The 21,329-nt window shown below is 70.4% G+C and carries 18 protein-coding genes; 10 read left to right on the plus strand and 8 right to left on the minus strand.

Annotation, left to right across the window (positions count from 1 at the left end; genetic code table 11):
• Positions 1-105: 105 nt before the first annotated feature.
• Positions 106-1,746 carry a hypothetical protein gene (locus PZE19_RS27480; RefSeq protein ID WP_277863799.1) on the plus strand — a complete coding sequence of 547 codons (1,641 nt, stop codon included), beginning with the start codon at positions 106-108 and terminating at the stop codon, positions 1,744-1,746.
• Positions 1,747-1,815: 69 nt separating this feature from the next.
• Here PZE19_RS27480 and PZE19_RS27485 read toward each other — a convergent pair whose 3' ends face one another.
• Positions 1,816-2,829 carry a DUF1559 domain-containing protein gene (locus PZE19_RS27485; protein ID WP_277863800.1) on the minus strand — a complete coding sequence of 338 codons (1,014 nt, stop codon included), beginning with the start codon at positions 2,827-2,829 and terminating at the stop codon, positions 1,816-1,818.
• Positions 2,830-3,103: 274 nt separating this feature from the next.
• Here PZE19_RS27485 and PZE19_RS27490 point away from each other — a divergent pair, with 274 nt between their 5' ends.
• Positions 3,104-4,549, plus strand: a complete 1,446-nt coding sequence (locus tag PZE19_RS27490; RefSeq protein ID WP_277863801.1) for a hypothetical protein — start codon at positions 3,104-3,106, stop codon at positions 4,547-4,549.
• A gap of 102 nt (positions 4,550-4,651) precedes the next feature.
• Positions 4,652-5,854, plus strand: coding sequence for a tetratricopeptide repeat protein (locus PZE19_RS27495; protein ID WP_277863802.1), 1,203 nt, complete (start codon positions 4,652-4,654; stop codon positions 5,852-5,854).
• Here the strand turns inward: PZE19_RS27495 and PZE19_RS27500 are convergent.
• The 3 genes from PZE19_RS27500 to PZE19_RS27510 all read right to left on the minus strand — a co-directional run bounded on the left by PZE19_RS27500 (position 5,812) and on the right by PZE19_RS27510 (position 9,454).
• Positions 5,812-7,134 carry a UDP-glucose dehydrogenase family protein gene (locus tag PZE19_RS27500; protein WP_277863803.1) on the minus strand — a complete coding sequence of 441 codons (1,323 nt, stop codon included), beginning with the start codon at positions 7,132-7,134 and terminating at the stop codon, positions 5,812-5,814. The genes PZE19_RS27495 and PZE19_RS27500 overlap by 43 nt on opposite strands.
• 195 nt (positions 7,135-7,329) lie before the next feature.
• Entirely contained in the window at positions 7,330-8,379 is a 1,050-nt protein-coding gene (locus tag PZE19_RS27505) for a GT-B fold glycosyltransferase domain-containing protein (protein WP_277863804.1), read from the minus strand.
• Positions 8,380-8,410: 31 nt separating this feature from the next.
• The gene (locus tag PZE19_RS27510; protein WP_277863805.1) at positions 8,411-9,454 is read right to left on the minus strand and encodes a GT-B fold glycosyltransferase domain-containing protein; all 1,044 of its coding nucleotides are present in this window, start codon (positions 9,452-9,454) and stop codon (positions 8,411-8,413) included.
• 331 nt (positions 9,455-9,785) lie between these two features.
• Here PZE19_RS27510 and PZE19_RS27515 point away from each other — a divergent pair, with 331 nt between their 5' ends.
• Both PZE19_RS27515 and PZE19_RS27520 read left to right on the plus strand, forming a co-directional pair.
• Positions 9,786-11,576, plus strand: coding sequence for an aspartate kinase (locus tag PZE19_RS27515; protein WP_277863806.1), 1,791 nt, complete (start codon positions 9,786-9,788; stop codon positions 11,574-11,576).
• A 130-nt stretch (positions 11,577-11,706) separates the two neighbouring features.
• A complete protein-coding gene (locus tag PZE19_RS27520) occupies positions 11,707-12,339 on the plus strand; it encodes a hypothetical protein (RefSeq protein WP_277863807.1) in 633 nt (210 codons plus the stop codon).
• Positions 12,340-12,456: 117 nt separating this feature from the next.
• On the opposite strand, the gene PZE19_RS27525 is transcribed toward PZE19_RS27520, so the two are convergent.
• Positions 12,457-13,479 (minus strand): hypothetical protein, encoded by a 1,023-nt coding sequence (locus tag PZE19_RS27525; protein WP_277863808.1) that lies wholly within the window; start codon positions 13,477-13,479, stop codon positions 12,457-12,459.
• Between the two features lie 271 nt (positions 13,480-13,750).
• Between PZE19_RS27525 and PZE19_RS27530 the strand changes: the two genes are divergently transcribed.
• The 5 genes from PZE19_RS27530 to PZE19_RS27550 all read left to right on the plus strand — a co-directional run bounded on the left by PZE19_RS27530 (position 13,751) and on the right by PZE19_RS27550 (position 18,264).
• Positions 13,751-13,993 carry a type II toxin-antitoxin system Phd/YefM family antitoxin gene (locus PZE19_RS27530; protein WP_277863809.1) on the plus strand — a complete coding sequence of 81 codons (243 nt, stop codon included), beginning with the start codon at positions 13,751-13,753 and terminating at the stop codon, positions 13,991-13,993.
• A 48-nt stretch (positions 13,994-14,041) separates the two neighbouring features.
• Positions 14,042-15,304, plus strand: a complete 1,263-nt coding sequence (locus PZE19_RS27535; protein WP_277863810.1) for an argininosuccinate synthase — start codon at positions 14,042-14,044, stop codon at positions 15,302-15,304.
• A gap of 239 nt (positions 15,305-15,543) precedes the next feature.
• Complete coding sequence (locus PZE19_RS27540; RefSeq protein ID WP_277863811.1) at positions 15,544-16,905, plus strand: CehA/McbA family metallohydrolase domain-containing protein; 1,362 nt, start codon at positions 15,544-15,546, stop codon at positions 16,903-16,905.
• A gap of 505 nt (positions 16,906-17,410) precedes the next feature.
• On the plus strand, positions 17,411-17,803 hold the full coding sequence (locus PZE19_RS27545) for a DUF6321 domain-containing protein (RefSeq protein ID WP_277863812.1): 393 nt from the start codon (positions 17,411-17,413) through the stop codon (positions 17,801-17,803).
• 5 nt (positions 17,804-17,808) lie between these two features.
• Positions 17,809-18,264, plus strand: coding sequence for a DUF5872 domain-containing protein (locus PZE19_RS27550; RefSeq protein ID WP_277863813.1), 456 nt, complete (start codon positions 17,809-17,811; stop codon positions 18,262-18,264).
• 22 nt (positions 18,265-18,286) lie between these two features.
• Here the strand turns inward: PZE19_RS27550 and PZE19_RS27555 are convergent, their stop codons facing one another.
• Genes PZE19_RS27555 through PZE19_RS27565 form a run of 3 tightly spaced genes read right to left on the minus strand, consistent with a single transcriptional unit; the run spans position 18,287 to position 21,292 of the window.
• A complete protein-coding gene (locus PZE19_RS27555; protein ID WP_277863814.1) occupies positions 18,287-19,669 on the minus strand; it encodes a right-handed parallel beta-helix repeat-containing protein in 1,383 nt (460 codons plus the stop codon).
• Positions 19,670-19,680: 11 nt separating this feature from the next.
• Positions 19,681-20,109 (minus strand): very short patch repair endonuclease, encoded by a 429-nt coding sequence (locus PZE19_RS27560; protein ID WP_277863815.1) that lies wholly within the window; start codon positions 20,107-20,109, stop codon positions 19,681-19,683.
• Positions 20,036-21,292 (minus strand): DNA cytosine methyltransferase, encoded by a 1,257-nt coding sequence (locus tag PZE19_RS27565; RefSeq protein WP_277863816.1) that lies wholly within the window; start codon positions 21,290-21,292, stop codon positions 20,036-20,038. The genes PZE19_RS27560 and PZE19_RS27565 overlap by 74 nt, the downstream gene beginning before the upstream one ends.
• Positions 21,293-21,329: the final 37 nt, after the last annotated feature.

A 21,329-nucleotide genomic window follows, 5' to 3' on the forward strand; every position in this document is an offset into this window, starting at 1 on the left:
CGAATCCACGCCGGCCCGCGGCGACGCCGAACTATAAGATGAAGGTGGCGTGGGCGATCGCGTCCCGGCCGACCGACCCGGATGAACACCTTCGGGAGCCTGGATATGCGACTCGTACCTGGGTTGATCGTCGCGACGGCGGGGTTGTGGGCGACGACGGCCGTCGCGGGGACGCACGTCCTGACGTTCGGCGGCGGGCCGCCCTCGCACAACCAGATCTCGCTGGAGCGGAACGTCGCCTATCTCCAGCGGGTGCTCGCCGGCGTGGGGCTGGGGGGCGTCCGCCACGACATCTACTTCGGCGACGGCGGCGCGCGGAACTCGGTGCAGTACCGCCTGGCCGAGGGCGACGACCAGCGGCTGACCAAGGCCCTGGGCCTGATCCTGGCCGACAGCCCCGACGCCGACATGCGGTACGCCAAGGTGCAGATCCCCGGCCTCGTCGGCCCGTCGAGCGTCGCCAACCTCGACGCCTGGTTCGAGGGCGTGGGCCGGTCGCTGCCGCCGGGCCAGGAGCTGCTCTTCTACTTCACCGGCCACGGCGGGCCCGACGCCGAAAAGCCCGACCAGCCCCGCAACACGTCGCTGGTGATGCCCGGATATCCCGGCGCCTGCACGGTCAAGCAGTTCGCGGCGCAGCTCGACAAGCTGAGCCCGGACGTCGACGTGACCCTGGTGATGGTGCAGTGCTACTCGGGCGGGTTCGCGAACGTGATCTACAACGACGGCGACCCGGCCAGGGGGTTCGCCCGCCACCCCCGCGCCGGGTTCTTCTCGACGGTCGCCTCGCGGACCGCCGCCGGCTGCACGCCCGACATCGACGAGGAGGACTACCACGAGTTCTCGACGTCGTTCTTCGAGGCCCTCGCCGGCGAGACCCGCACCGGCAAGGCCGTCGCCAGGCCCGACTTCGACGGCGACGGCCGGACCTCGTACGCCGAGGCGTTCGCCCACGTCCTGCTGACCTCCGACACGATCGACGTCCCCACCACGACCTCGGACCGGCTGCTCCGCGACAAGAGCCGGTTCGCCAAACCCGAGGACGACCCGTCGCTCGGCCTGCTCGCGCAGGACGCCCCGTGGTCGACGGTCCTGGCCGCCGCGTCGCCCTCCCAGCGCGCGGCGCTCGAAGGGCTCTCGCAGGTCCTCGGCCTCGACGGCGAGGACCGCCTGGCCCGGGCCCGCGCCAAAACCAAGGAGGCCGCCCCCCGACGCGGCAACCGCCGCGGCCGCGGCCAAAACCGCCCCGGCAACCCGCCCGCCGCCCCCGCGCCCGAGCACGCCGAGCACGGCCCGACCGCCCAGGCGCCCCCGGCGCCGGACGGCCAGCGACCCCAGCCCAACGCCGCGGCGGGCCGCCTCCGCGCCGCCCTGGCCGAGCGCTGGCCCGAATTGACCGTGCCGCTCCACCCCGACGCCCCGCGGATCCTGGCCGAGGAACGCGACGAGATCCGCCGCTTCCTCGAAGCCCAGCCCGACTACAAGGCGTTCGCCCAGCGCATCCCCCGCCGCGAACGGGCCCAGCTGACGACGCTGGACCCCGAACGCCAGGCCGTCAAGTACCAGCGCCTGCTGGAACGGGCCGACAGCGTGATCCTGGCCGCGAACCTGCCGAGGATCGCCGACGCCGAGGCCCTGGGCGTCTACCGCCGCCTCCTCGATTTGGAGGGCCGCACCCTCGGCCCCGCCCGCGCCCCCGTCGCCGGCGGCCAGCCCGCCCCGGCCGCGTCGCCCACGGGGTCCTGATCGAGCCGAGGTGGAGGTGGGCCGTCCCCGAAGAGGGCGACGGCCCCGCGTCCGCGTGCGGCGTCGCGCTCAGAAGGAGTCGGAGGAGATCACCTCGCCGCCGGCCACGCTGCCCAGGGACCGCCAGGTGTTGCCGTCGATGCTGCTCTTGATGAACCGGACGGAGCCGTCGCCGAACAGCGAGTTGACGCCGCCCGCGTGGTAGCTCCGCGACGTGATCGCCGCGTAGGTCGGCCCGCCGGACTTCTCGCCCACGCCCACGATGTCGACGTCGACCATCGTCGGCCCGCCCAGGATCACCTTGTTGGGCGGCCAGGCCGTCGTGAACCCCGTCTCCAGCGCCGCGCCGTCGACCCACTCGCCGTGGCCGTGGTCGTTGAGCGTGCACGCGCCCGACTTGTACTCGGGGACCGCCGAATAAGGATCCGCCACCGGCGACGGGATCGAGCCCGGCTCGAGCACCGTGGACAGGGTGCACTTCGTGAGCATGTTCTGGTACGTCTTGACCTCCGAGGTCCAGACCGTATTGCTCAGGCCGTCGGTGAACTCCGCGAACCGTCGACTCCGGTTCGCGCCGAACGCCCCCCGCCCCTGCGCCGAGGCCGACAGCCCGCCGAAGACGTACCAGTCGCCCACGTTCCAGTTGTAGCTGGCCACCCCGTACCGGCCGGTCGCCGTGGGCCTCGGCTCGGGCCGACGCTCGCTCGGGCAGATGTACCCGGCGATCACCAGCTGCGAGACCGTCGCGTTGTCCGCCGCCGAATAGTTGAGCGTGAAGTTGACCGAGTTGAACGCCGCGTTCTGCTCCAGGTACGGCAGCAGGCGGCCGTTGATGCTCCAACCGTTCGACCAGAAGCCCGCGCCGTTCTTCGCCACCACCACCGACGGCGGCAGGACGCCCTGGCTCCCCTCGTAGTTCGCCACCGCCAGGCCGAGCTGCTTCAGGTTGTTGACGCATTGGATGCGTCGGGCCGCCTCCCGCGCCGACTGCACGGCCGGCAGGAGCAGGGCGATCAGGACGGCGATGATCGCGATGACGACCAACAACTCGATCAGCGTGAAGCCGGCGCGGGGTCGACGCATGGTGTGCTTGCTCTCGCATTCGAGGGAGGACGACGAGCTTCGCTCGCCAAGAATCGCTGCAGATGAGACTGAATCTCAGTCTTAAAAGTTTTACAGGCTGCGAATGAATCCGTCAAGCAGTTGGATCTGAGCCATCGGGAGCCATCGATCCGGGACGGGCGGGCTCGCCGCGAACGGTCGCCGCGGCCGGGCCAGTCCCTTGCGACCGGCGCCCGGGACCGTGAGAATCCAGGATCGGATCGTTCCATCCTCGTGGCGACGAAAGAGGGCTTCCATGCGGGCCTGGACCTGGGCGATCGTCGCGGCGGCGGGGTTCGGGCTGATGGCGACGACGCATCAGCGGCGGATGGCGACCGACCCGGCGGCTCCGTGGGCGGCCGCCCTGATGGTGATCGGCGAGGCGGAACCGCCCGACGCGCCTGAGGGCGTCTCGGCGCTGAAGGCGCGGGTCGTCCTGCTGCCGCTCGCCGAGCAGTCCGGGTCGCTCGTCAAGGCGATCGCCGGCGGCGACCCGAAGAACGCGTCGAGGCTGGCGACGGTCATCCGGCCCAAGCTGATCGAACTCCCGCCCGAGGAGGTCGCCGGCCTCGCCCCCTGGCTGCGCTCCGGCCGCACGCCCGAGCCGGGCGGCGACGAGGTCCTGGCCGGCGCGGGGGCCGAAGGGGCCGATCTCCACGTCGCCGGCCGGACGCTCAAGGTCGTCGGGTCGCTACGGCCCGACGTCGCCCTGTTCGCCGGGTCGTACCTGGTCCCGGCGAGCCCGAAGCTCGACGAGGTCTTCCAGGCCGGGGGGAAAGAGGTCGAGACGGCCGCCGCGGCCCTGATCCGGTTCGGCGACGGGCGGGCCGGCGCCTTGACGGTCGGCGAGCGGATCGCCGAGGTTTATCCGACCGACCGCTTCCAGCTCTTAACGCCGCGGATCCGCCCCGACGCCGACGCCTTCCATCTCTACCTGGCGGGCCAGGCGCTCTTCCTGCTGGGGGGCTCGGGGCTGCTGATCGGCCTCTACCGCCGCCTGGCCGCGCGGGCGGCCCTGCCGATCCTGGCCGACCCCTTGCGGGAGATCGCCGGCCGTCCCGGGCTGATCTGGGGCGTGCACCTGGTCTACTTCGGCCTCTATGTCGCCGGGTCGCTGGCGGCCTACGCCGCGCCCGACCTCAACACGCTGCTGATGTCGAACGTCACCGCGGCGGTGGGCGGCGGGGGCCGGGGGCCGCTGGCGGCGGCGGGCCGGGCCTATCGCTCGGGGAACATCCCCTACGCGGCCCTCGTGACGTTCGCCGTGAACTTCCCGCTCGGCTCGCTGACGATGATCACCCTGCCGTCCCTGATCGTGCCGGGCTCCGGCGCCCTGCTGTCGATGTTCCGCGCGACGCTCTGGGGCCTGCTGCTGGGCCCGACCGAGGCGATCATGGCCGGGCGGATGATCCCGCACAGCGGGACGCTCCTGCTCGAAGGCGAGGGCTACATCCTGGCCACGTTCTTCGCCCTGCTCGTGCCCATCTACCTGTTCGGCCGGGGCCCGATCCGCGTCAAGCCGGCCGACCCGGACGCCGAGACGCTCGCCGAGCCCGAGCCGCCGACCCCGCGCGAGGGCTTCGGCCGCCGGTTCGTCCGGGCCGTCGTGGTCAACTTTCAGGGGAACGTCCTGGTCGCGATCGTCCTGATCGTCGCCGCCTGCTACGAGGCCGCCGAGGTGATCCACCTGGCCGGGTTCTGACGGGCCGGCCGCGGCTCGCCCGCATCGGGGGATTTCCAAAGCCGGGCCGGTCGGGCAGGATGGAGTCGCCGTCGCCCCTCCAGGCCCAGGATCCCTCGTCGCATGGCTCGTCGTCGTCCCGAACGCCGTCCGAATCGGCCGTCCCCGGCGGCTCGCGCGGGGGAGATCCCGAAGCCGGCCCCGGCGCGTCGGGTTCGATGGCTGATCGGGGCGGTCGGGGTCGCGGTCGCGGCCCTGGGCGTCGTCTTCATCGCGAGCCGCACGGACCTCGGCTGGCTCCGGCGGCGGGCCGAAGCGGCCTCGGCGAAGAAGGATTGGAACGGGGCGCTGGCGCTCTGGCGGGGGGTGAACGCCTCGCCGGCGGCGACGGCCGCGACGTGGCTGGAGGAGGGCCGGGCCTGCCTGGCCCTGGGACGGGCCGCGCAGGGCGAGGCGGCCCTGCGCAGGGCGACGGAGATCGACCCGGGAGCCGTCCGGGCGTGGGTCCTGCGGCTGGAGATCCTCCGCGTCGAGGACCGCTGGATCGACGCCGCCGCGCTGGGCTGGCGGGCGTTCGAAGCGGTCGCGCCCGAGGACCGGGCGGCGGTGCTCCGCGAATTGACCCTGGCCGCGCTCGCCGACCTGCCCGACGACCTGGCGCGAGACACGCTCAAGAAGTGGATCGCCGCCGACCCGGACGACTTCGAGGCCGAGGCCGCCCTGCTGCGGCGGATCGGCTCCGACCCCAGGTCCGACGACCCCGACCAGCCGGCCCGCCAGGCGCGGCTGGAGGCGTTGACCGCGAAGCATCCCGACCGCCCCGGCCCGCGCGAGGCGCTGGCGACGCTGCTGGCCGACGGCGGCGACGTCGGCCGCGGCCGCGGGGTGCTCGACGCCTGGCCCCCGGCCGCCCGCGACGCCCGCTACGATCGGCTCCGCGGCCGCTGGGACCTGGAATACGAGGGCCGGCCCGAGGAGGCCGCCGCGGCCTTCCGGCGGGCGCTCGACGCGGCCCCCCACGACTGGCGGACGCATTACCGCCTGGCGCGGGCCCTGACGATCCTGGGCCGGCGCGACGAGGCGGCGGCGGCGGCGCGGGCGACGGCCCGGATCCGCGAGGCGCTCGACCCGATGACGCTCGGGCCGGCGCTCGAGGACGCGCTGGAGAAGGTCGAGCGGCCGTCGCCGCGGGCGACGATCGCCGAGGCCTGCGCCCGGGTCGGCCTGGAACGCCTGGCCCGGGCGTGGCGCGATCTGCCGGCGGCGGCCGCCCCGGGCCCGGCTCAGCCTGCGGCGGGCTGGGGGACGAGCCGGCCGACGCCGTGATAGGTGAAGCCCAGCTCGACCATGCGCTCGGGGTCGAAGACGTTGCGGCCGTCGAAGACCACCGGCTGATGCAGGAGCCGCTTGATGATCTCGAAGTCCGGGTTGCGGAACTCGTTCCACTCGGTGGCGATCACCAGGGCGTCGGCCCCCTCGACGGCGCCGTAGGGGCGGTCGCAGTAGACGATCTTGTCGCCGTAGATCGCCCGGACGTTGGGGATGGCCTCGGGATCGTGCACCCGCACCTGCGCCCCCTGGGCGAGCAGGGCGTCGATCAGGACGAGGGCGGGGGCCTCGCGGATGTCGTCGGTCCGGGGCTTGAACGCCAGGCCCCAGACGCCGATCGTCTTGCCGGCCAGGTCGCCCTTGAAGTGCTCGGTCACCTTGCGGACGAGGACCTGCTTCTGGGCCTCGTTGACCTCGTCGACCGCGAGCATCATCCGCGACTCCAGGCCGCGGGTCTGGGCCATGTGGATGACCGCGCGGATGTCCTTGGGGAAGCAGCTGCCGCCGTAGCCGACGCCCGGGTGCAGGAAGTGGAACCCGATGCGCTGGTCGTGGCCGATCCCCCGGCGGACGTCGTTGACGTCGGCCTTGTAGGCCTCGCAGAGGTTGGCCATCTCGTTGATGAAGCTGATCTTGGTCGCCAGCAGGCAGTTGGCGACGTACTTGGTCATCTCGGCGCTCTCGGGCGACATGACCAGGAACGGCCGGTCGGTGCGGAGGAACGGGGCGTACAGCTCGTGCAGCGACTCGGCGACCTCGGGGCGGCGGACGCCGATGACGATGCGGTCGGGCTTGTTGAAGTCCTCGATCGCGGCGCCTTCCTTGAGGAACTCGGGGTTGTTGGCGACGTCGAAGGGGACCTTGGCGACCTCCTTCATGCGGCGGGTCAGCTCGGCGTTGGTGCCCACCGGGACCGTGCTCTTGATGACGATCACCTTGGGGCTCTGGAGCGCCTCGGCCACCTGGCGGCCCACGGCCCAGACCCCCGAGAGGTCCGCGCCGCCGTCGTCGCCCTGGGGGGTGCCGACCGCGATGAAGACGATCTCGGCGTCGGCGATGCCGGCGGCCAGCTCGGTGGTGAACTTGAGGCGGCCGTCGCGGTAATTGCGGTGCACCAGCTCGGCCAGGCCCGGCTCGTAGATCGGGATCTTGCCCTGCTTCAGCCCCTCGACCTTGTCCGCCAGCTTGTCGATGCAGACGACGTCGTTGCCGCTCTCGGCCAGGCAGGTCCCCTGGACCAATCCGACGTATCCCGTCCCGATCACTGCGATTTTCAAGATGAGGTCTCGTGTTCTACGGGGTGGACGCCGGGGCCGGTCCGCCGGCTTGGGGGCGGAGCGGCGGGGGGGGGAGCCTGCGCCCGACGCGGTCTTGTCACGAACCGCATTATGCTAAGGAATGCGCCCGCCGAGCAAGGTCAACGCCGCGCGCGACGGGGCCGCGTCGCGAAGCGGTGCGGATCCCTCGATCGATCAGGACAGGTCGGCCCGGCCCGCCTTCCAGTCCGCGGTGGCGCGGCGGCACTGCTTGGCGTACACGTCGGTGTAGAGCCGGCGGTAGATCTTGCGGGCCAGGTGGACGGGGTCGCGGCCGCCCGACTCGGCCAGGAGCGGGCCCCGCTCGCGGAGCCAGTCGTAATGCTCGGGCCGCTCGCGACGGAACCGCTCCATGAACCGGGCCCAGTGGTCCGGGTTCCGGGATCGGCCGTAATGGACCAGCCGCGCGTCGGCGATCGACGGCGCGGCCTGGGGGCCCTCGATGTGGCAGTCGAACACCATGTGGTTCTCGGCCCGCGGCAGCTCGCGGCACTTCATCTTCCGGAGCAGCATCGCGAACGTGACGGACATCTGCTCGCTGTTCCAGAAGCTCCCGGAGTCGTCGGCGATGCGGCCCCTGAGCAGCCGCAGCGTGCAGTCGGCGTAGGTCTCCGCGAAGCCCAGCCCGCGGCGGAAGGCGTTGATGCCGGCGTTGAAGTACATCCGCTGGGGGGGGCTGGGGCCGTCGGCCGGGAGCCACGGCACCTCGTCCCAGTCCAGGCCGACGACCCGGCAGGCGCGGCGCCAGAACTCGACGGTCGGGCCGGAGTCGTCGCGGACGCACGGCGGCAGGGTCTCGCGGCGGGCGGCGAAGTCGTCGCCGTGGGGCAGGCCCAGCTCCACCAGCGGGCCGAAGATCAGGGCGTCGCTGTCCAGCCAGGTGACCACCGGCGTCGTCGCCTCGCGCTCGGCCAGCAGGGCGGCGGCCACCTTGCCGTACCAGTTGAACCAGCGCATCTTGTTGTACCGCGAGGCGTCGTGGACCTCGACCTCGAGCCCCTCCAGCGCCTTGAGGGTCTCGGGGCGCAGCCGCCGGTCCCGGCGCGGCATCACGGCCAGGACGCGCGAGCGGCCCAGCGGGCCGCCCCACTTCCGCAGCGTCTCCAGCATCAGGAGCGTCTCCGGCTCCAGACGCCCTCGCTCGATGCAGCAGACGATCGTCGTCTGCGCGCCGCCGTTCGCCACGTCCCCGTTCGACTCGGTCATGAAGCCGTCCTTTGAAGCCGCGCCGCCCCGATCACCCCGCGCCGGCCGCGCGGGCGAGCCGGGCCGCCGACGCCTCGCGGCACTTCCGGGTGTGGGCCTTCGACTGCAGCTTGCGGTAGATCTTGCGGACCAAATAGATCGGATCCCTGGACGCGACGGGATTCGGGATCGGCCCCCGCCCGGCGATCCAGTCGTACTGCTCCGGCTTCTCTCTCCTCATCCGCTCCAGGAAGCGGGGCCAGAACTCCGGGAGCATGGAGCCGCTGTAGTGGACGAGGCGGGCGTCGGGCGTGAACGGGGCCGCGGTCGGGCCGTCGATATGGTCGCGGAAGACCATGTGGTTCTCCGACTGGGGCAGCTCCCGGAATTTCATCCCGAGCTTCAGCATGGCGAGCATCACCGCGATCTGCTCGTTGAACCAGAAGTTGCCGCCGTGCGAGGCCACGTGCGCCGCCAGCAGCCGGTCGGTGAACTCGGTGTAGGCCTCCGAGAACCCGAGCCCGCGGCGGAACGCGTAGATCCCCGCGTTGAACGAGAGCCGCTGGGGCTCGTGGGGGCCCTCCGGCAGGTGCACCGGCAGCTCGTCCCACGACATGCCGAGGGTCTCGCAGGCGTACCGCACGCCGTCCACGAACGGGCCGGAGTCCTTCGGCTCCCACGAGGGCCGGAACTCCTGCCGGGCGGCGAAATCGTCGCCGTGGGGCAGGCCCAGCTCCACCAGCGGCGCGAGGATCAGGGCGTCGCTGTCCAGCCAGATGACGACCGGCGTCTTCGCCTCGCGCTCGGCCACGCGGGCGGCGACCACCTTGCCGTACCAGTTGAACCAGCGCGTCTTGTTGTACCGCGAGCCGTCGTGCAGCTCGGCGCCCAGCGCCTCCAGCCCCTTGACGGTCTCGGGGAGCAGCGGCAGGTCGCGGCGCGGCATCACGGCCAGGACGCGCGAGCGGCCCAGCGGGCCGCCCCACTTCCGCAGCGTCTCCAGCATCAGGAGCGTCTCCGGCTCCAGACGCCCTCGCTCGATGCAGCAGACGATCGTCGCCTGGTCGTCCTGCGATGATCCGGGATCGGTCGCCATGAGGGGTCCCGCGCCTTGGTGTTGCGTCTCGCCAGCGTCCCGGCGACGGGCGATTTTACACTCCGGCCCCTCGCGGGGGCAATGTCCGCGCGGGCGCGGCGGCCGGCGTCGAGCGGGGAACCGATCCGCCTTTTTAAGCACTGCGCGCTCTCCGACCTACGCCGCGCGGGCCGGCGGCGCCCCTCGCGGCCCGGCGCGCGGGTCGTTAGAATGGGCCGTTCCCCGCCGGGCCTGGGCGGGGGCGGAGATGCTTGCTTTCCGGAGGGGTGCGACGCGGGCCGGATCGAGTCGAAGGCCGGGGCGCCGGCCGAAGTGGGAACGGGAGCCGACAGTGTCATTGCTCGTGCAGAAGTTCGGCGGGACGAGCGTCGCCGATTCGGACAAGATCCTGGCCGCCGCGCGGCGGGCCATCCAGGCGCATCAGCGGGGGGACCAGGTCCTGGTCGTCGTCTCGGCCCGCGGCCACACCACCGACGAGCTGGTCGCACTGGCCCGCGAGATCAACGACCGGCCCCCGGCGCGCGAGATGGACATGCTGCTCTCCACCGGCGAGCAGGTCAGCGTGGCGCTCATGGCCATGGCCGTCGAGGCCCTGGGCGTGCCGGCGATCAGCTTCACCGGCGCCCAGATCGGCCTCGTGACCGACAGCTTCCACACCAAGGCCCGGATCCGCAACATCTCCACCGAGCGGATGCAGGCGGCGCTCGACGCGGGCCGGATCGTCATCGTCGCCGGCTTCCAGGGGGTCGACGAGAACTACAACATCACGACCCTGGGCCGGGGCGGGTCCGACACCACGGCCGTCGCGCTGGCGGCCGTGCTCGGGGCCTCGGCCTGCGAGATCTACACCGACGTCGACGGCGTCTACACCACCGACCCCCGGATCGTCCCCGAGGCCCGCAAGATCGAGCGGATCAGCTACGACGAGATGCTCGAGCTGGCCAGCCTGGGCGCCGGCGTGATGCACTCGCGGTCGATCGAGTTCGCCAAGAAGTACGGCGTGCCGATCCACGTCCGCAGCAGCTTCTCCGACGCCGCCGGCACCTGGATCGTCGCCGAGGCCGACGCCCGCCGCCTGGGCGTCCCCGTCACCGGCGCGGCCCTGGCGAAGGACGAGGCCCGGATCACGATCCAGGGGGTGCCCGACCGCCCCGGCGTCGTCCACCGGATCTTCCACACGATCTCCAAGGCCGCGATCGTCGTCGACATGATCGTCCAGAACGTCGCCGTCGAGGGCCGCGCCGAGGTCAGCTTCACCGTCGCCAAGGGGGACCTCCCCGAGACCCTCTCGGCCGCCGAGGCCGCCGCCCACGCCGTGGGCGCGATCGGCGTGCAGCACGACGCCGAGGTCGCCAAGGTCTCGGTCGTCGGCCTGGGGATGCGGACCCACACCGGCGTCGCCACCACCATGTTCGAGGCGCTCGCGAAGGAGGGGATCAACATCCAGATGATCACCACCAGCGAGATCAAGATCAGCGTCCTGGTCGCCCGGCCCAAGGCCGCCGCCGCCCTCCGCGCCGTGCACAAGGCGTTCCTGCTGGAGATGGTCCACGCCGCGCCGCCGTCGCCGTTCGTCCCCGGCCCGTCGTCCAAGCGGGCGATGAAGCTCGTCCCCCTGGCCGACCCCGACGCCGACCCCGACCTGCCGCAGGGGATGGAAGACCTGGTGATCGCCGGCGTCGACCTCGACGAGACCCAGGCGAACGTCTCGCTGTTCGGCGTCCCCGACGAGCCCGGCTACGCCGCGCGGGTCTTCCGCGCCATCGGCGAGGCCGAGGTCTTCGTCGACATGATCGTCCAGAACGTGAGCCTGGAGGGGATGACCGACCTGTCGTTCACCGTCCCCCGCGAGTCCGCCGACCGCGCCGCCGCGGCCGTCCGCCCGTTCGGCGGCGGCAAGGTGGCCGTCGAGCCCCACCTGGCCAAGCTCGCCGTCTCGGGCGTCGGCATGCGGACCCACACCGGCGTCGCCACCGCCATGTTCCGCGCCCTGGCCGACGCCTCCATCAACATCAAGCTCATCAACACCAGCGAGGTCCGCATCAACGTCGGCGCCGACAGCGCCGGCGGCAAGCTCGCCCTGGAGAGCCTCCGCAAGGCGTTTGCGCTGGACGAACGGTGAGAGCGTCGGCTATCGCTCCTTTAGTGCCGGCACCGCGGAATGAGACTCTAGAGTCGCGCCGCCGCCATCCCGACGGTTCTCGCGCACGCGTCGCGGGACCTCCGCAGTGAGGCTTTCGGGGGAGCGACGAATGCTAGACATCGTGAGCCCGAACGATCGACGCCGGATCGAGGAATTCCTGCGGAGCTACGTCGATTCGCCTTTCGCCCTGAGAGCGGATGGCCGCAGGTGGGAACTTGCCGCCAGCCCGATAACCCCGGAAATGGTCTTGCTCCACGAAAGAGACCTGGGGGTCGTCCTCCCGCCGTTGTTCCGCGCCTACCTGACGTCCTCCTGCGTGCCCAGTGCCGACTTTAGGCTTGGACAGCTCCCGTCCATCACGTTGGAAAAGCCCATGGAATGGGTCAAGCGGTGGTCCATCGAGAGGAAGCTGATGGACTTCTACCAAAAGAACATCCACTTGGTTCCCTTCACTCAGGGATCGGCCGACATCAGCGACCTGTGCTTCGACGTATCGCGCCCCAGCAGATTGAACGATTATCCGATCGTTCAGATCCCTCACCAATTTTATGAGGATGATCCGGCCCTGCTCGATGAATCGGACTACGCCAGACTCACGGCGTTTGGTTCGTTCTCGGACTACATGGAGTTTCTCAACGATTGGCTCGTCTACAAAACCCTCGGTGCCGAAGGCGATTTTTTCGATTGGCTACGACGGGCCCATAAAATCCTCCCTTGCCAGTACTATCTTGACTTCCTTTAGCGGCAGGGCGACGAGAGTCATCCCTGATGTTCGGCCCTCCATGATACCGCGAAGGGCTCCCATTCGCGTGACGACGAAAGAACGCCCGGGTGGGGAGGCCCCGCCCCCGGGGCCGCCTCACCAGGACCAAATTTCGGGGAACGCGAACGTCCGGATCTTCGGCAACTGCTTCGCGACCTCGGGATGGTCTCGCTGCCATTCCAGGGCCCCCCGGATGAACAGGTCGCGGACCATCTCCCGAAGCTCCGGGTTCCCGATCCGGGCCTTGATGCAGCCTTCCCAGACCGCGCCGGGATACCGGATGGACACGACGCCGACGACGCCGTTTCGGTCGGCCTTCAAGGACTTCGGCAGCTTGAAGTCGCGGTAGATCCGGTGTAACGCGTCCTTCAGTCCTTGCTCGTGCGTGCCCCCCTCGACGGCCCGGCCGTTGTTGATGAAGCAGCACACCGCGTCCCCCGTCCAACTCTGGTACGCGAAGGCCGCCTCCAGCCGGAGATCGCCCTCCTCGGCGACGAAGTGGATCGGCTCGTGCAGGAGCTGGTACGGGGCCGCTACCGAATCGAAGAGGTCGACGATCCCGCGCGGGGCGAAGTACTCCCGGACGTCCCCCCCGACGTTCAGGGAAAACCGTACGCCGTGATGGAGGAAGCTGAGCCGGCGCAGGTAGCTCCGGAAGATTTCCGGGGAGAGGTCCGTGATGGTGAAGATCGAAGTATCGGGGACGAACCTCAGGGTGGTCCCCGGCTCCTCCGACCGGACTTCCATCTCGCGCCGGGATTCGAGAGCCCCGCGGCGGAAGGCCAGGGTCACCAGACGACGCCCCTCCCTGACCTCGACCGTCAGGCGCTCGGACAGGGCGTTCAGCACGGTCCCCTCGAAGTCGTGCCCCGGCCTCGAGACCGGGCACTCCTCGAACGGGACCAAACGGCCGCTCGTCGACTCCCCGATCGGGACGACGGCGTCGGATTCGACGACGAACCCGCCGGCTTCGACGGTCACGGCCACCCGCTTCGCCCCCCGCGACAGCGTCAACACGACGGGGCAGACGAGGTACTGGATGAACCCGAAGAACCCCCTGTCGCCGACGTACATGCCCGGGCGCTTCCGGACGGCCTCGACGTAGGATAGTTCCTCCATCCGCTTTTGCGTCGCATCGTCCAAGACGAACCCGGCCTGATGGCCGCCCCCCCGGTCATCTCGTCTCGTCACCGCCCCCGAGACCACCCCGCCTCCGGACCTCCATGATACCGCGAGAAGGCTCCCAATTCGCATGACGACGCAGGACCGCCCGGCTGGGGACACCCCGTCGTCGGGGACCGCTTGTCGAACCCCGATCGTTCCCGAAATAATGGAGGCCGGTGCCGGCTTCATCCCTACGGCCCCGGGTCCCCTCGCGAAGGAAGTCGCCGTGAGCACCATCACGATCCAGGAAGCCCAGGCCCGCCTGTCGGAGGTGATCCATCGGCTCGCGCCCGGCGAGGAGATCGTCATCACCGAGGACGACCGTCCCGTGGCCCGCCTGACCCTGACCGCCACTCCCCAGCAAAGGCCCCGCCGGCTGGGGACGATGAGGGGGACCATCCTTCACATGGCCCCGGACTTCGACGAACCGCTCGACGACTTTCGGGAGTACGTCGCCAGAATCTGGTGACGCCGCGAATTTTCAGCCCTCGCAACCCCAGAGAAAGCACCTACAGCCGTGGCGCGTGAGAAGATCGTCCTCGCCTACAGCGGCGGCCTCGATACGTCGGTGGCCGTCAAGTGGATCAACGAAACGTACGACATGGACGTCATCGCCTACACCTGCGACCTCGGGCAGGGGCAGGACATCCACGCGATCCGCGACAAGGCGCTGCGGACCGGCGCGGTCGACGCGATCGCCGAGGACGCCCGCAACCTCTTCATCGACTACTTCGTCTGGCCGTCGCTGATGGCCGGCGCGCTCTATGAGGGGAAGTACCCGCTCGCCACGGCGCTGGGGCGGCCGCTGATCGCGCAGTTGATGGTCCGCGTCGCCCGCGAGCACGGCGCGACGGCCGTGGCTCACGGCTGCACCGGCAAGGGGAACGACCAGGTCCGGTTCGACGTCACGTTCCAGACGCTCGCCCCGGACCTCAAGATCGTCGCCCCGGTCCGCGAGTGGAAGTGGACCCGGACGCAGGAGCTGGAGTACGCCGCCAAGCACGGCATCGAGGTCGAGGCGACCAAGAAGTCGATCTTCAGCACCGACCAGAACATCTGGGGCCGCTCGATCGAGGCCGGGATTTTGGAAGACCCCTGGGTCGCACCCCCGGCCGAGACCTTCCAGTGGACCGTCGACCCCAAGGACGCCCCCGACGAGCCCGAGGAGGTCGAGATCACCTTCGAGCAGGGCCGCCCGACCGCCTGGAACGGCGTCGAGATGGACGGCATCGAGCTGATCGAGGCCGCCAACAAGACGGCCGGCAAGCACGGCGTCGGCCGGATCGACCACATCGAGAACCGCCTCGTCGGCATCAAGTCGCGCGAGATCTACGAGGCCCCCGGCGCGGTCCTGCTCAACGAGGCCCACAAGGAGCTGGAGTTCCTCACGCTCTCGAAGGAATCGCAGCGGTTCAAGACGCACGTCAGCCAGACGTACGCCGACCTGATCTACAACGGCCTCTGGTTCAGCCAGCTCCACCAGGACCTGATGGCGTTCACGGTCTCGAACCAGCAGTACGTCTCGGGCGTGGTCCGGATGAAGCTGTACAAGGGGGGCCTGATCGTCGTCGGCCGCAAGAGCCCGCACAGCCTCTACCGCCACGAGCTGGCGACCTACGAGGAAGGCGACCAGTACGACGCCACCGCCGCCATGGGCTTCATCAAGATCCACGGCCTCGGCCAGACCACCCAGGCCAAGCACCAGCTCCTCAACACCAAGGGCGGCGGCCGCCCCCGCCTCGAACTCCCCAGCATCATCCCGCCCGACACGGCGCGGTGACGACCCGGTCCGCCGCCCCCGCCCGCAGGCTCATCCGGGCGGGGGAGCCGGCCCCACGTCTCCAGGACCGGGGACCGCGATCCGACCCCAGGTCGATCCCCCTTTTCCTCGAGAACATGATCAACGCTACGATCTGGAACGGCCTCGACTCGATCCAGGCCGGCGAGGTCCTCCAGCGCCGACTCGTATTGATCCGAGCTGGACGGCCTCGGACCCCGCGGAATCGGAGGGATCAGGCGATGCACGCGACGAAGCGTCTCTACTGGATCGCGATCGCGATCGCGACGGTCGTCGGCGGGGCCGCCCCGCCGGGCCTGAAACGCTCGCCGGTCGAGCGGATGGCGACCGAACGACTCAAGGCCACCCACGACGACGTCCGGGCCATCCGGGCGTCGAGGAAGCCGGTCGAGCCGTCGCCCGGCCTGATCGACCACCGGGCGATCTTCCACGCCCACGCCGAGGACTCGGCGCACACCGGGGGGACCCGCCCCGAGATGCTCGCCGAGGCGAAGCTCGCGGGGGTCGCCGCGATCTTCCTGAGCGACCATCACCGGCCGCCCCGCGACTTCTTCCTCGACAGTTGGCGAGGGCCTCGCGACGGGGTCCTCTTCGTGCCGGGCTCCGAGGCCCGGGGGTTCCTCCTCTGCCCGACGAAATCGGTCCTCGACAAGATGGAAGGACCCCCTTCCGCCCTCCTGGAGGCCGTGCGGCTCGACGGCGGGCTCGCCTTCCTCTCGCACGTCGAGGAGCGGCCCGACCACGACATGGCGAATCTCGACGGGATGGAGATCTACAACCGCCACGCCGACGCCAAGAAGGACCTCGCCGGCGTGGCGTCGCTGGTCCTCCGGCTCACCGACCCCGCCGCGCTCCGGGTCCTCGAGGACGACCTCCGGCGGTATCCCGACGAACTCTTCGGCGCCCAGCTCACCTATCCCGACGACTACCTGGCCAAGTGGGACCGCGAGACCCGTGCGAAGCGGCTCACCGGCGTCGCGGCGAACGACTGCCATCACAACCAGATTTTGATCGTGAAGATGGTCGACCCCGAGACCGTCCTGGTCGGCACCAACGTGGACCGCGACGACCAGATGCGTCGGGTCTCGGCCAAGCTCCGCCCCGGGCTCCGCGAGATGACCCGGGGGCGCGCGGCGGGGGACGTCCTGGCCCGGGTGGACCTCGACCCCTACCACCGATCGTTTGCGAACGTCAGCACCCACCTCCTCGCCCCCGAGGCGACCGAATCGGCCCTCCGAGAAGCGCTCCGCCGGGGGCGCGCCTACGTCTCCCACGACTGGATGTGCGACCCGACCGGCTTCCGATTCGACCTGATCGCCGAGGGAAAACCGGTCGCCTCGATGGGCGACGAGATCCCCTACAAGCCCGCAGGCCGCATCGAGGCCCGGTCGCCCGTCCCCTGCAAGCTCCGCCTCGTGGAAGGCGGCCGGATCGTCGCCGAGGCGACCGGCGATCGGCTGGAAGTCGGGATCGAGGCCCCCGGGGCTTATCGGGTCGAAGGCTGTCTCACCCTCGACGGCGAGGACCGGGGCTGGGTCTACACCAACCCGATCTACGTCCGGGCCGCCCCCGCACAGCCTTGAGAAGCGAGTCGGCGGGGAACCGTCGCTCGCCTACCGCTTGAGGGGGGGTTGGACTTCCCAAATAACTTCAGGAAATGCCCCCAGATTTCATCGAGTCAGACTCGCTGCTGTTCGTCGTCGAAACAAGCCCGCGCCGCAGCTTGGGCTTCTTGAAATTCCCCGCCAGCACTTCCCCCGTTACTCTCCGAGTCGCCTCTAGCTTCTTGATCGACGGATTCGTCACGCCCGTTTTCCAGTTGTGGACGGTGCGGGTCGTGACCTTGACCTCTCCTCGCGCACCTGTTCGGCGACCGCCAGGAGGCTCGCCCGCCTTTCTCGGGCGGGCTTCGCCGCCTTCGCGACGGCCGACTTGCTGCGCCTGGAGTCCCGACGGCGCACTTCCAAGGGGGAGACCGCCCCGACGTCGGCCTGGCTTAGCTTTTGCGTGTTCTGGCCGTCCGTTCGGGATCGCCGATCCCTTCGGAAACATCACCGACCCATTCATCGGTCCCCTTGGAGTCTCTCCATGGCCGCCAGCACCCGCTCGTCATCCTCCGCCAAGGCTCGCAAGGACCCCGAGGGGGGCCTGACCGCGGCCGGGCGGGCGTATTTCCAGAAGACCGAGGGTGCGAACCTCAAGCCGGGCGTGAAGAAGCCGCTCAGCGCGATGACGCCCGAAGAGATGAAACGCAAGGGCTCGTTCCTGCGACGGCATTACGCGACCCTGCGCGGGCCGCTACGCGACGAGGACGGCAAGCCCACGCGGCTGGCCCTGCAAGCCCACGCCTGGGGCGAGCCCGTCCCCAAGACGGCCGAGGCCGCACAGAAGCTCGCCGAGAAGGGGACCCGGCTGCTCGAACGCTATCGCAGGTCCAAGGCGAAGGCCGGCGGCGCGTCCCGGAAGAAGGCGGAGGCCTGACCGCCGTGGCCACGGCGAAGAAGGCGGCGGCCTCGAAGACGGCCCGCAAGTCGTCCCCCGCGACCTACACGGACCCCGACCTGCGCGACCGGCTGAAGGCCGAGATCCAGGCCGGCGAAAAGGGGGGCAAATCGGGCCAATGGAGCGCCCGCAAGTCGCAACTCCTGGCGACCGAGTACAAGAAGGCCGGCGGCGGCTACAAGAAGCCGCGCGGCAAAAAGACCGAGGCCCAGCAAAACCTCGACGCGTGGACAGACCAGGAGTGGACCACCGAGGACGGCAAGCCCGCCGTCCGCGAAGGCGAAACCGCGCGTTACCTGCCGAAGGAAGCTTGGGAGAAGCTCTCGCCCGCCGAGCGGAAGGCGACTGAGGCGAAGAAGAAGGCGGGCTCGCGCAAGGGGAAGCAGGTCGTCACCAACACCGCGGCGGCCCGGCGCGCACGCAAGAAGACGTCTACCTGACGATCGCGATGAAGCCGCGGCCTCAGGGCTTCAGCTCGACGTTGGAGATCCCCCGGACGCCGGGGTGGAAGACGTTGTTCGCGAAGTGCAGCCCGACGGGCGCGGTCGGACCGCCCTCGACTCGGACGGCGTACTGGTATCGGGGCGGGACGACCTCGGGCTTGCCGTCCCGGATCAGCGTGTCGCGGCCAGTGTCGTACACCAGGTTGCCCTGGATGATCACGTCGGTCAGCGGAGGGTTCTCGGGGACCTGGCCGTGGTCGAAGCGGAAGGGGCAGCCGCCGCTCTCGTCGCCCCAGATCCATCGGGTCTGGCCGAGCCCGAAGTCGGTGATGATGTTGTTGGCGATGATCGAGCCGCCGTCGACGTTCGCCGCGCGGGCTGGCCGGTCGCCCTCGGCGGCCCGGGACGGCAGCGAGGCGGCGCCGGGCATCATGCCGATGCTCCAGAGCGAGTTCTTGATGAACTGGTTGCCCGTCACGATCACGTGCTTCGAGCCGTGCATCGCCTTCATGCCGATGAGCGCGTCGTTGACGATGTTCTGCGACAGGATGACGTGGTCGGCGTGGATGTCGAAGCCCTGGCCCGCGCGCTCGACGTAGTTGCCGATCACCCGCGTGCAATCGGTCGTCTCGGGCGAGGCGACGTGGATGGCCGTCCCCTGCATCCAGTTGTCGGTCTCGCCCCGCTCCCAGTCGCGGGCGCTGGCGATCCGGCCCCGGACGGCGTTCTTCTTGATGATGCGGCCGAGTTCGAACTGGCGCTTGACCTCGGGCGTGGCGACGAGCCGATCCTCGCGGACCCGGTTGCCCTGGATCAGGGTCCCCTGGCATTCCCGAATCATGACGCCCGTGCCGATGATGCAGCGGAAGGCGAACCCCTGATCGGGGGTGCCCGTCCGGTCGTCGATCCCCACGCGCTGGTAGTTCTGGACCAGGCAGTCGCGGACCTGTGAATCGACGCAGTTCAAGAGTTCGACGGCCCCGGCCCGGGTCTGGTTGTCGACGACCTTCAAGTCCACGAGGGCCACGTCGCGCGAGTCGGTGGCCAGCACGGCCTCGAACTCGGTCTCCCGACGGCCCTCGGGACGGGTCAGAGTGAGGCCGCGGAGGCTGGCACCGTCGGCGTGGTCGATGCGGACGACGGCCTTTGTGGGGTCGGCCTGGATGATCCGCCCCGAGCCGCTCAGCCCGCCGCCCGCGGTCGCGATCCGGATCGTCTCATGGATCTCATGGTCGCCCGGGGGGACCTCGACGACCTTGCCGGGGTTGGCGTCGAGCGCGGCCTGGATCGACGGGTAGCGGCCCGAAGAGACGTCGGAGTCGCCCCGGGCCCATGACGCGGCCGGCCCCGCGGCCAGGAACAGCAGGGACGTGGCGCCGACGGCGCGGAGAAGACCGATCATCGTATTCCTCGTCATGATTGTTCCTCGGCCGCGCGAGCCCGTTCCAGGAGGACCCGCACGCGTTCGATCGAGGCGTCGAGGTTCTTCTCGACGTCGTGGCCCCAGAGGCGGAGGACGGCCCAGCCGCGGCGGCGGAGCAGGGCGAAGTTGCGGCGGTCGCGGGCGCGGTTGCGCTCGATCTTGGCGCGCCAGAAGTCCGACAGCTTGTGCTTCCACTGCGGGTAGCGCCAGCCGTGCCAGAAGTCGCCGTCGACGAACACGACGACGCGGGCCTTCGTGAACACGAAGTCGGACTTGCCGGGCAAAAGCTTGTAGTTGCGTCGATACCGCCAGCCCAGGCGGTGGAAGGCCGACGAGACCTTGCGCTCAAGCGACGTGTTCTTCCCTTGCACCGCCTGCATCGTCCGCCGGCGCTGGTCGGGCGTCAGGTTGTCGACCACGAGGCGTCCTCCGGGCCTCCGGGATCCCCGTCGCGAAAGCCGGCGACAGGACGTGCCGATCGATCCATTGTACGGCCGGCACGCAGACCGCGTCGCCGAATCCGAACAGGTTCTGGATCGTGTTGGAGACCAGCGGGAACTCGGGCGCGCCCTGCAGCCGGGCGTACTCCCGGGGCGACATCCAGCGCATCCGGATCCGGCCCGCCTCGACCACGATCACGATCTGCTTGGCGCTCCCGCCGCGGGGCGTGCGCAGGCAGCCGGCGACGCCGTCGAAGCGGACCTCGGCGCGGGTGCGGCCGTCGCGCTTGCGGCGGTAGATCGTGCCGACGAACGACCCGCCCGAGGCCGCCGTCGCGTCGATCCGCTCGCGGTGGCGGTCGTGCATCATGTCGCGGTGCCTGGAGACCGCCGCGGCGTCCCACCAGTCCTGGCCGTCGTCGCGGTCGATCAGGGTCGCGACGTGCGGCGGCGCCCCCCGGGGCGCGGGGACGTCGAACGCGATCCAGCCCGTCGGCAGGTCGATCGACCGCATCAGGTCGACGAGCCGCGCCGGCCGGATGCGGCGGTCGGCCGACTCGACGCGCTCGGACCAGGCGTCGGCCAGCCAGCCCGAGGGCGGCTTGAGCACGGTCCCGGGCGGGCTGAGCCCCTCGGCCGCGCCCACGACGAACACGCGGGGCCGGCTCTGGGGGAGGAACATGGCGGCGTCGAGGGTGAAGGCGTCGAGGCGGTAACCCAGCGCCGCGAGCGCCATCGCGGCGGCTTCGAAATCCTTGCCGCCGGCCGAGGTGAGGAAGCCCGTGACGTTCTCCAGCAGGACCAGGGGCGGTCGACGCTCGCCGAGCTGTTCCATCGCGCGGATGAAGCCGAAGAAGGTCGACGAGTGCCGCCCCTCGAACCCCCGGCCGTGGCCGGCCAGCGAGAGGTCGACGCAGGGGAACGAGGCCGTCGCCAGCCGGGGCCGGCCCTCGATCCGCGCCACGACCTCGGCGGTCTCCCAGACGTCGCCCAGGTGGAAATGGCCCTCGTCGCCGAACCGGCTCTCGTAGAGCGCCCGTTTCTTGGGGTCGACGTCGTTGGCGTAGATGCACGACCACCCCGACGCCCCGAGCGCCTCGCGCACCAGGCCGATCCCGGCGAAGAACTCGCAGAACGTCTTGTCACCCGCCGCGCCGCTCATGTCGGGCCCGCCTTCGCCGCCGCGCCGGTCTCGGAAC

The organism is Paludisphaera mucosa, from assembly GCF_029589435.1.
Lineage (GTDB): Bacteria > Planctomycetota > Planctomycetia > Isosphaerales > Isosphaeraceae > Paludisphaera > Paludisphaera mucosa.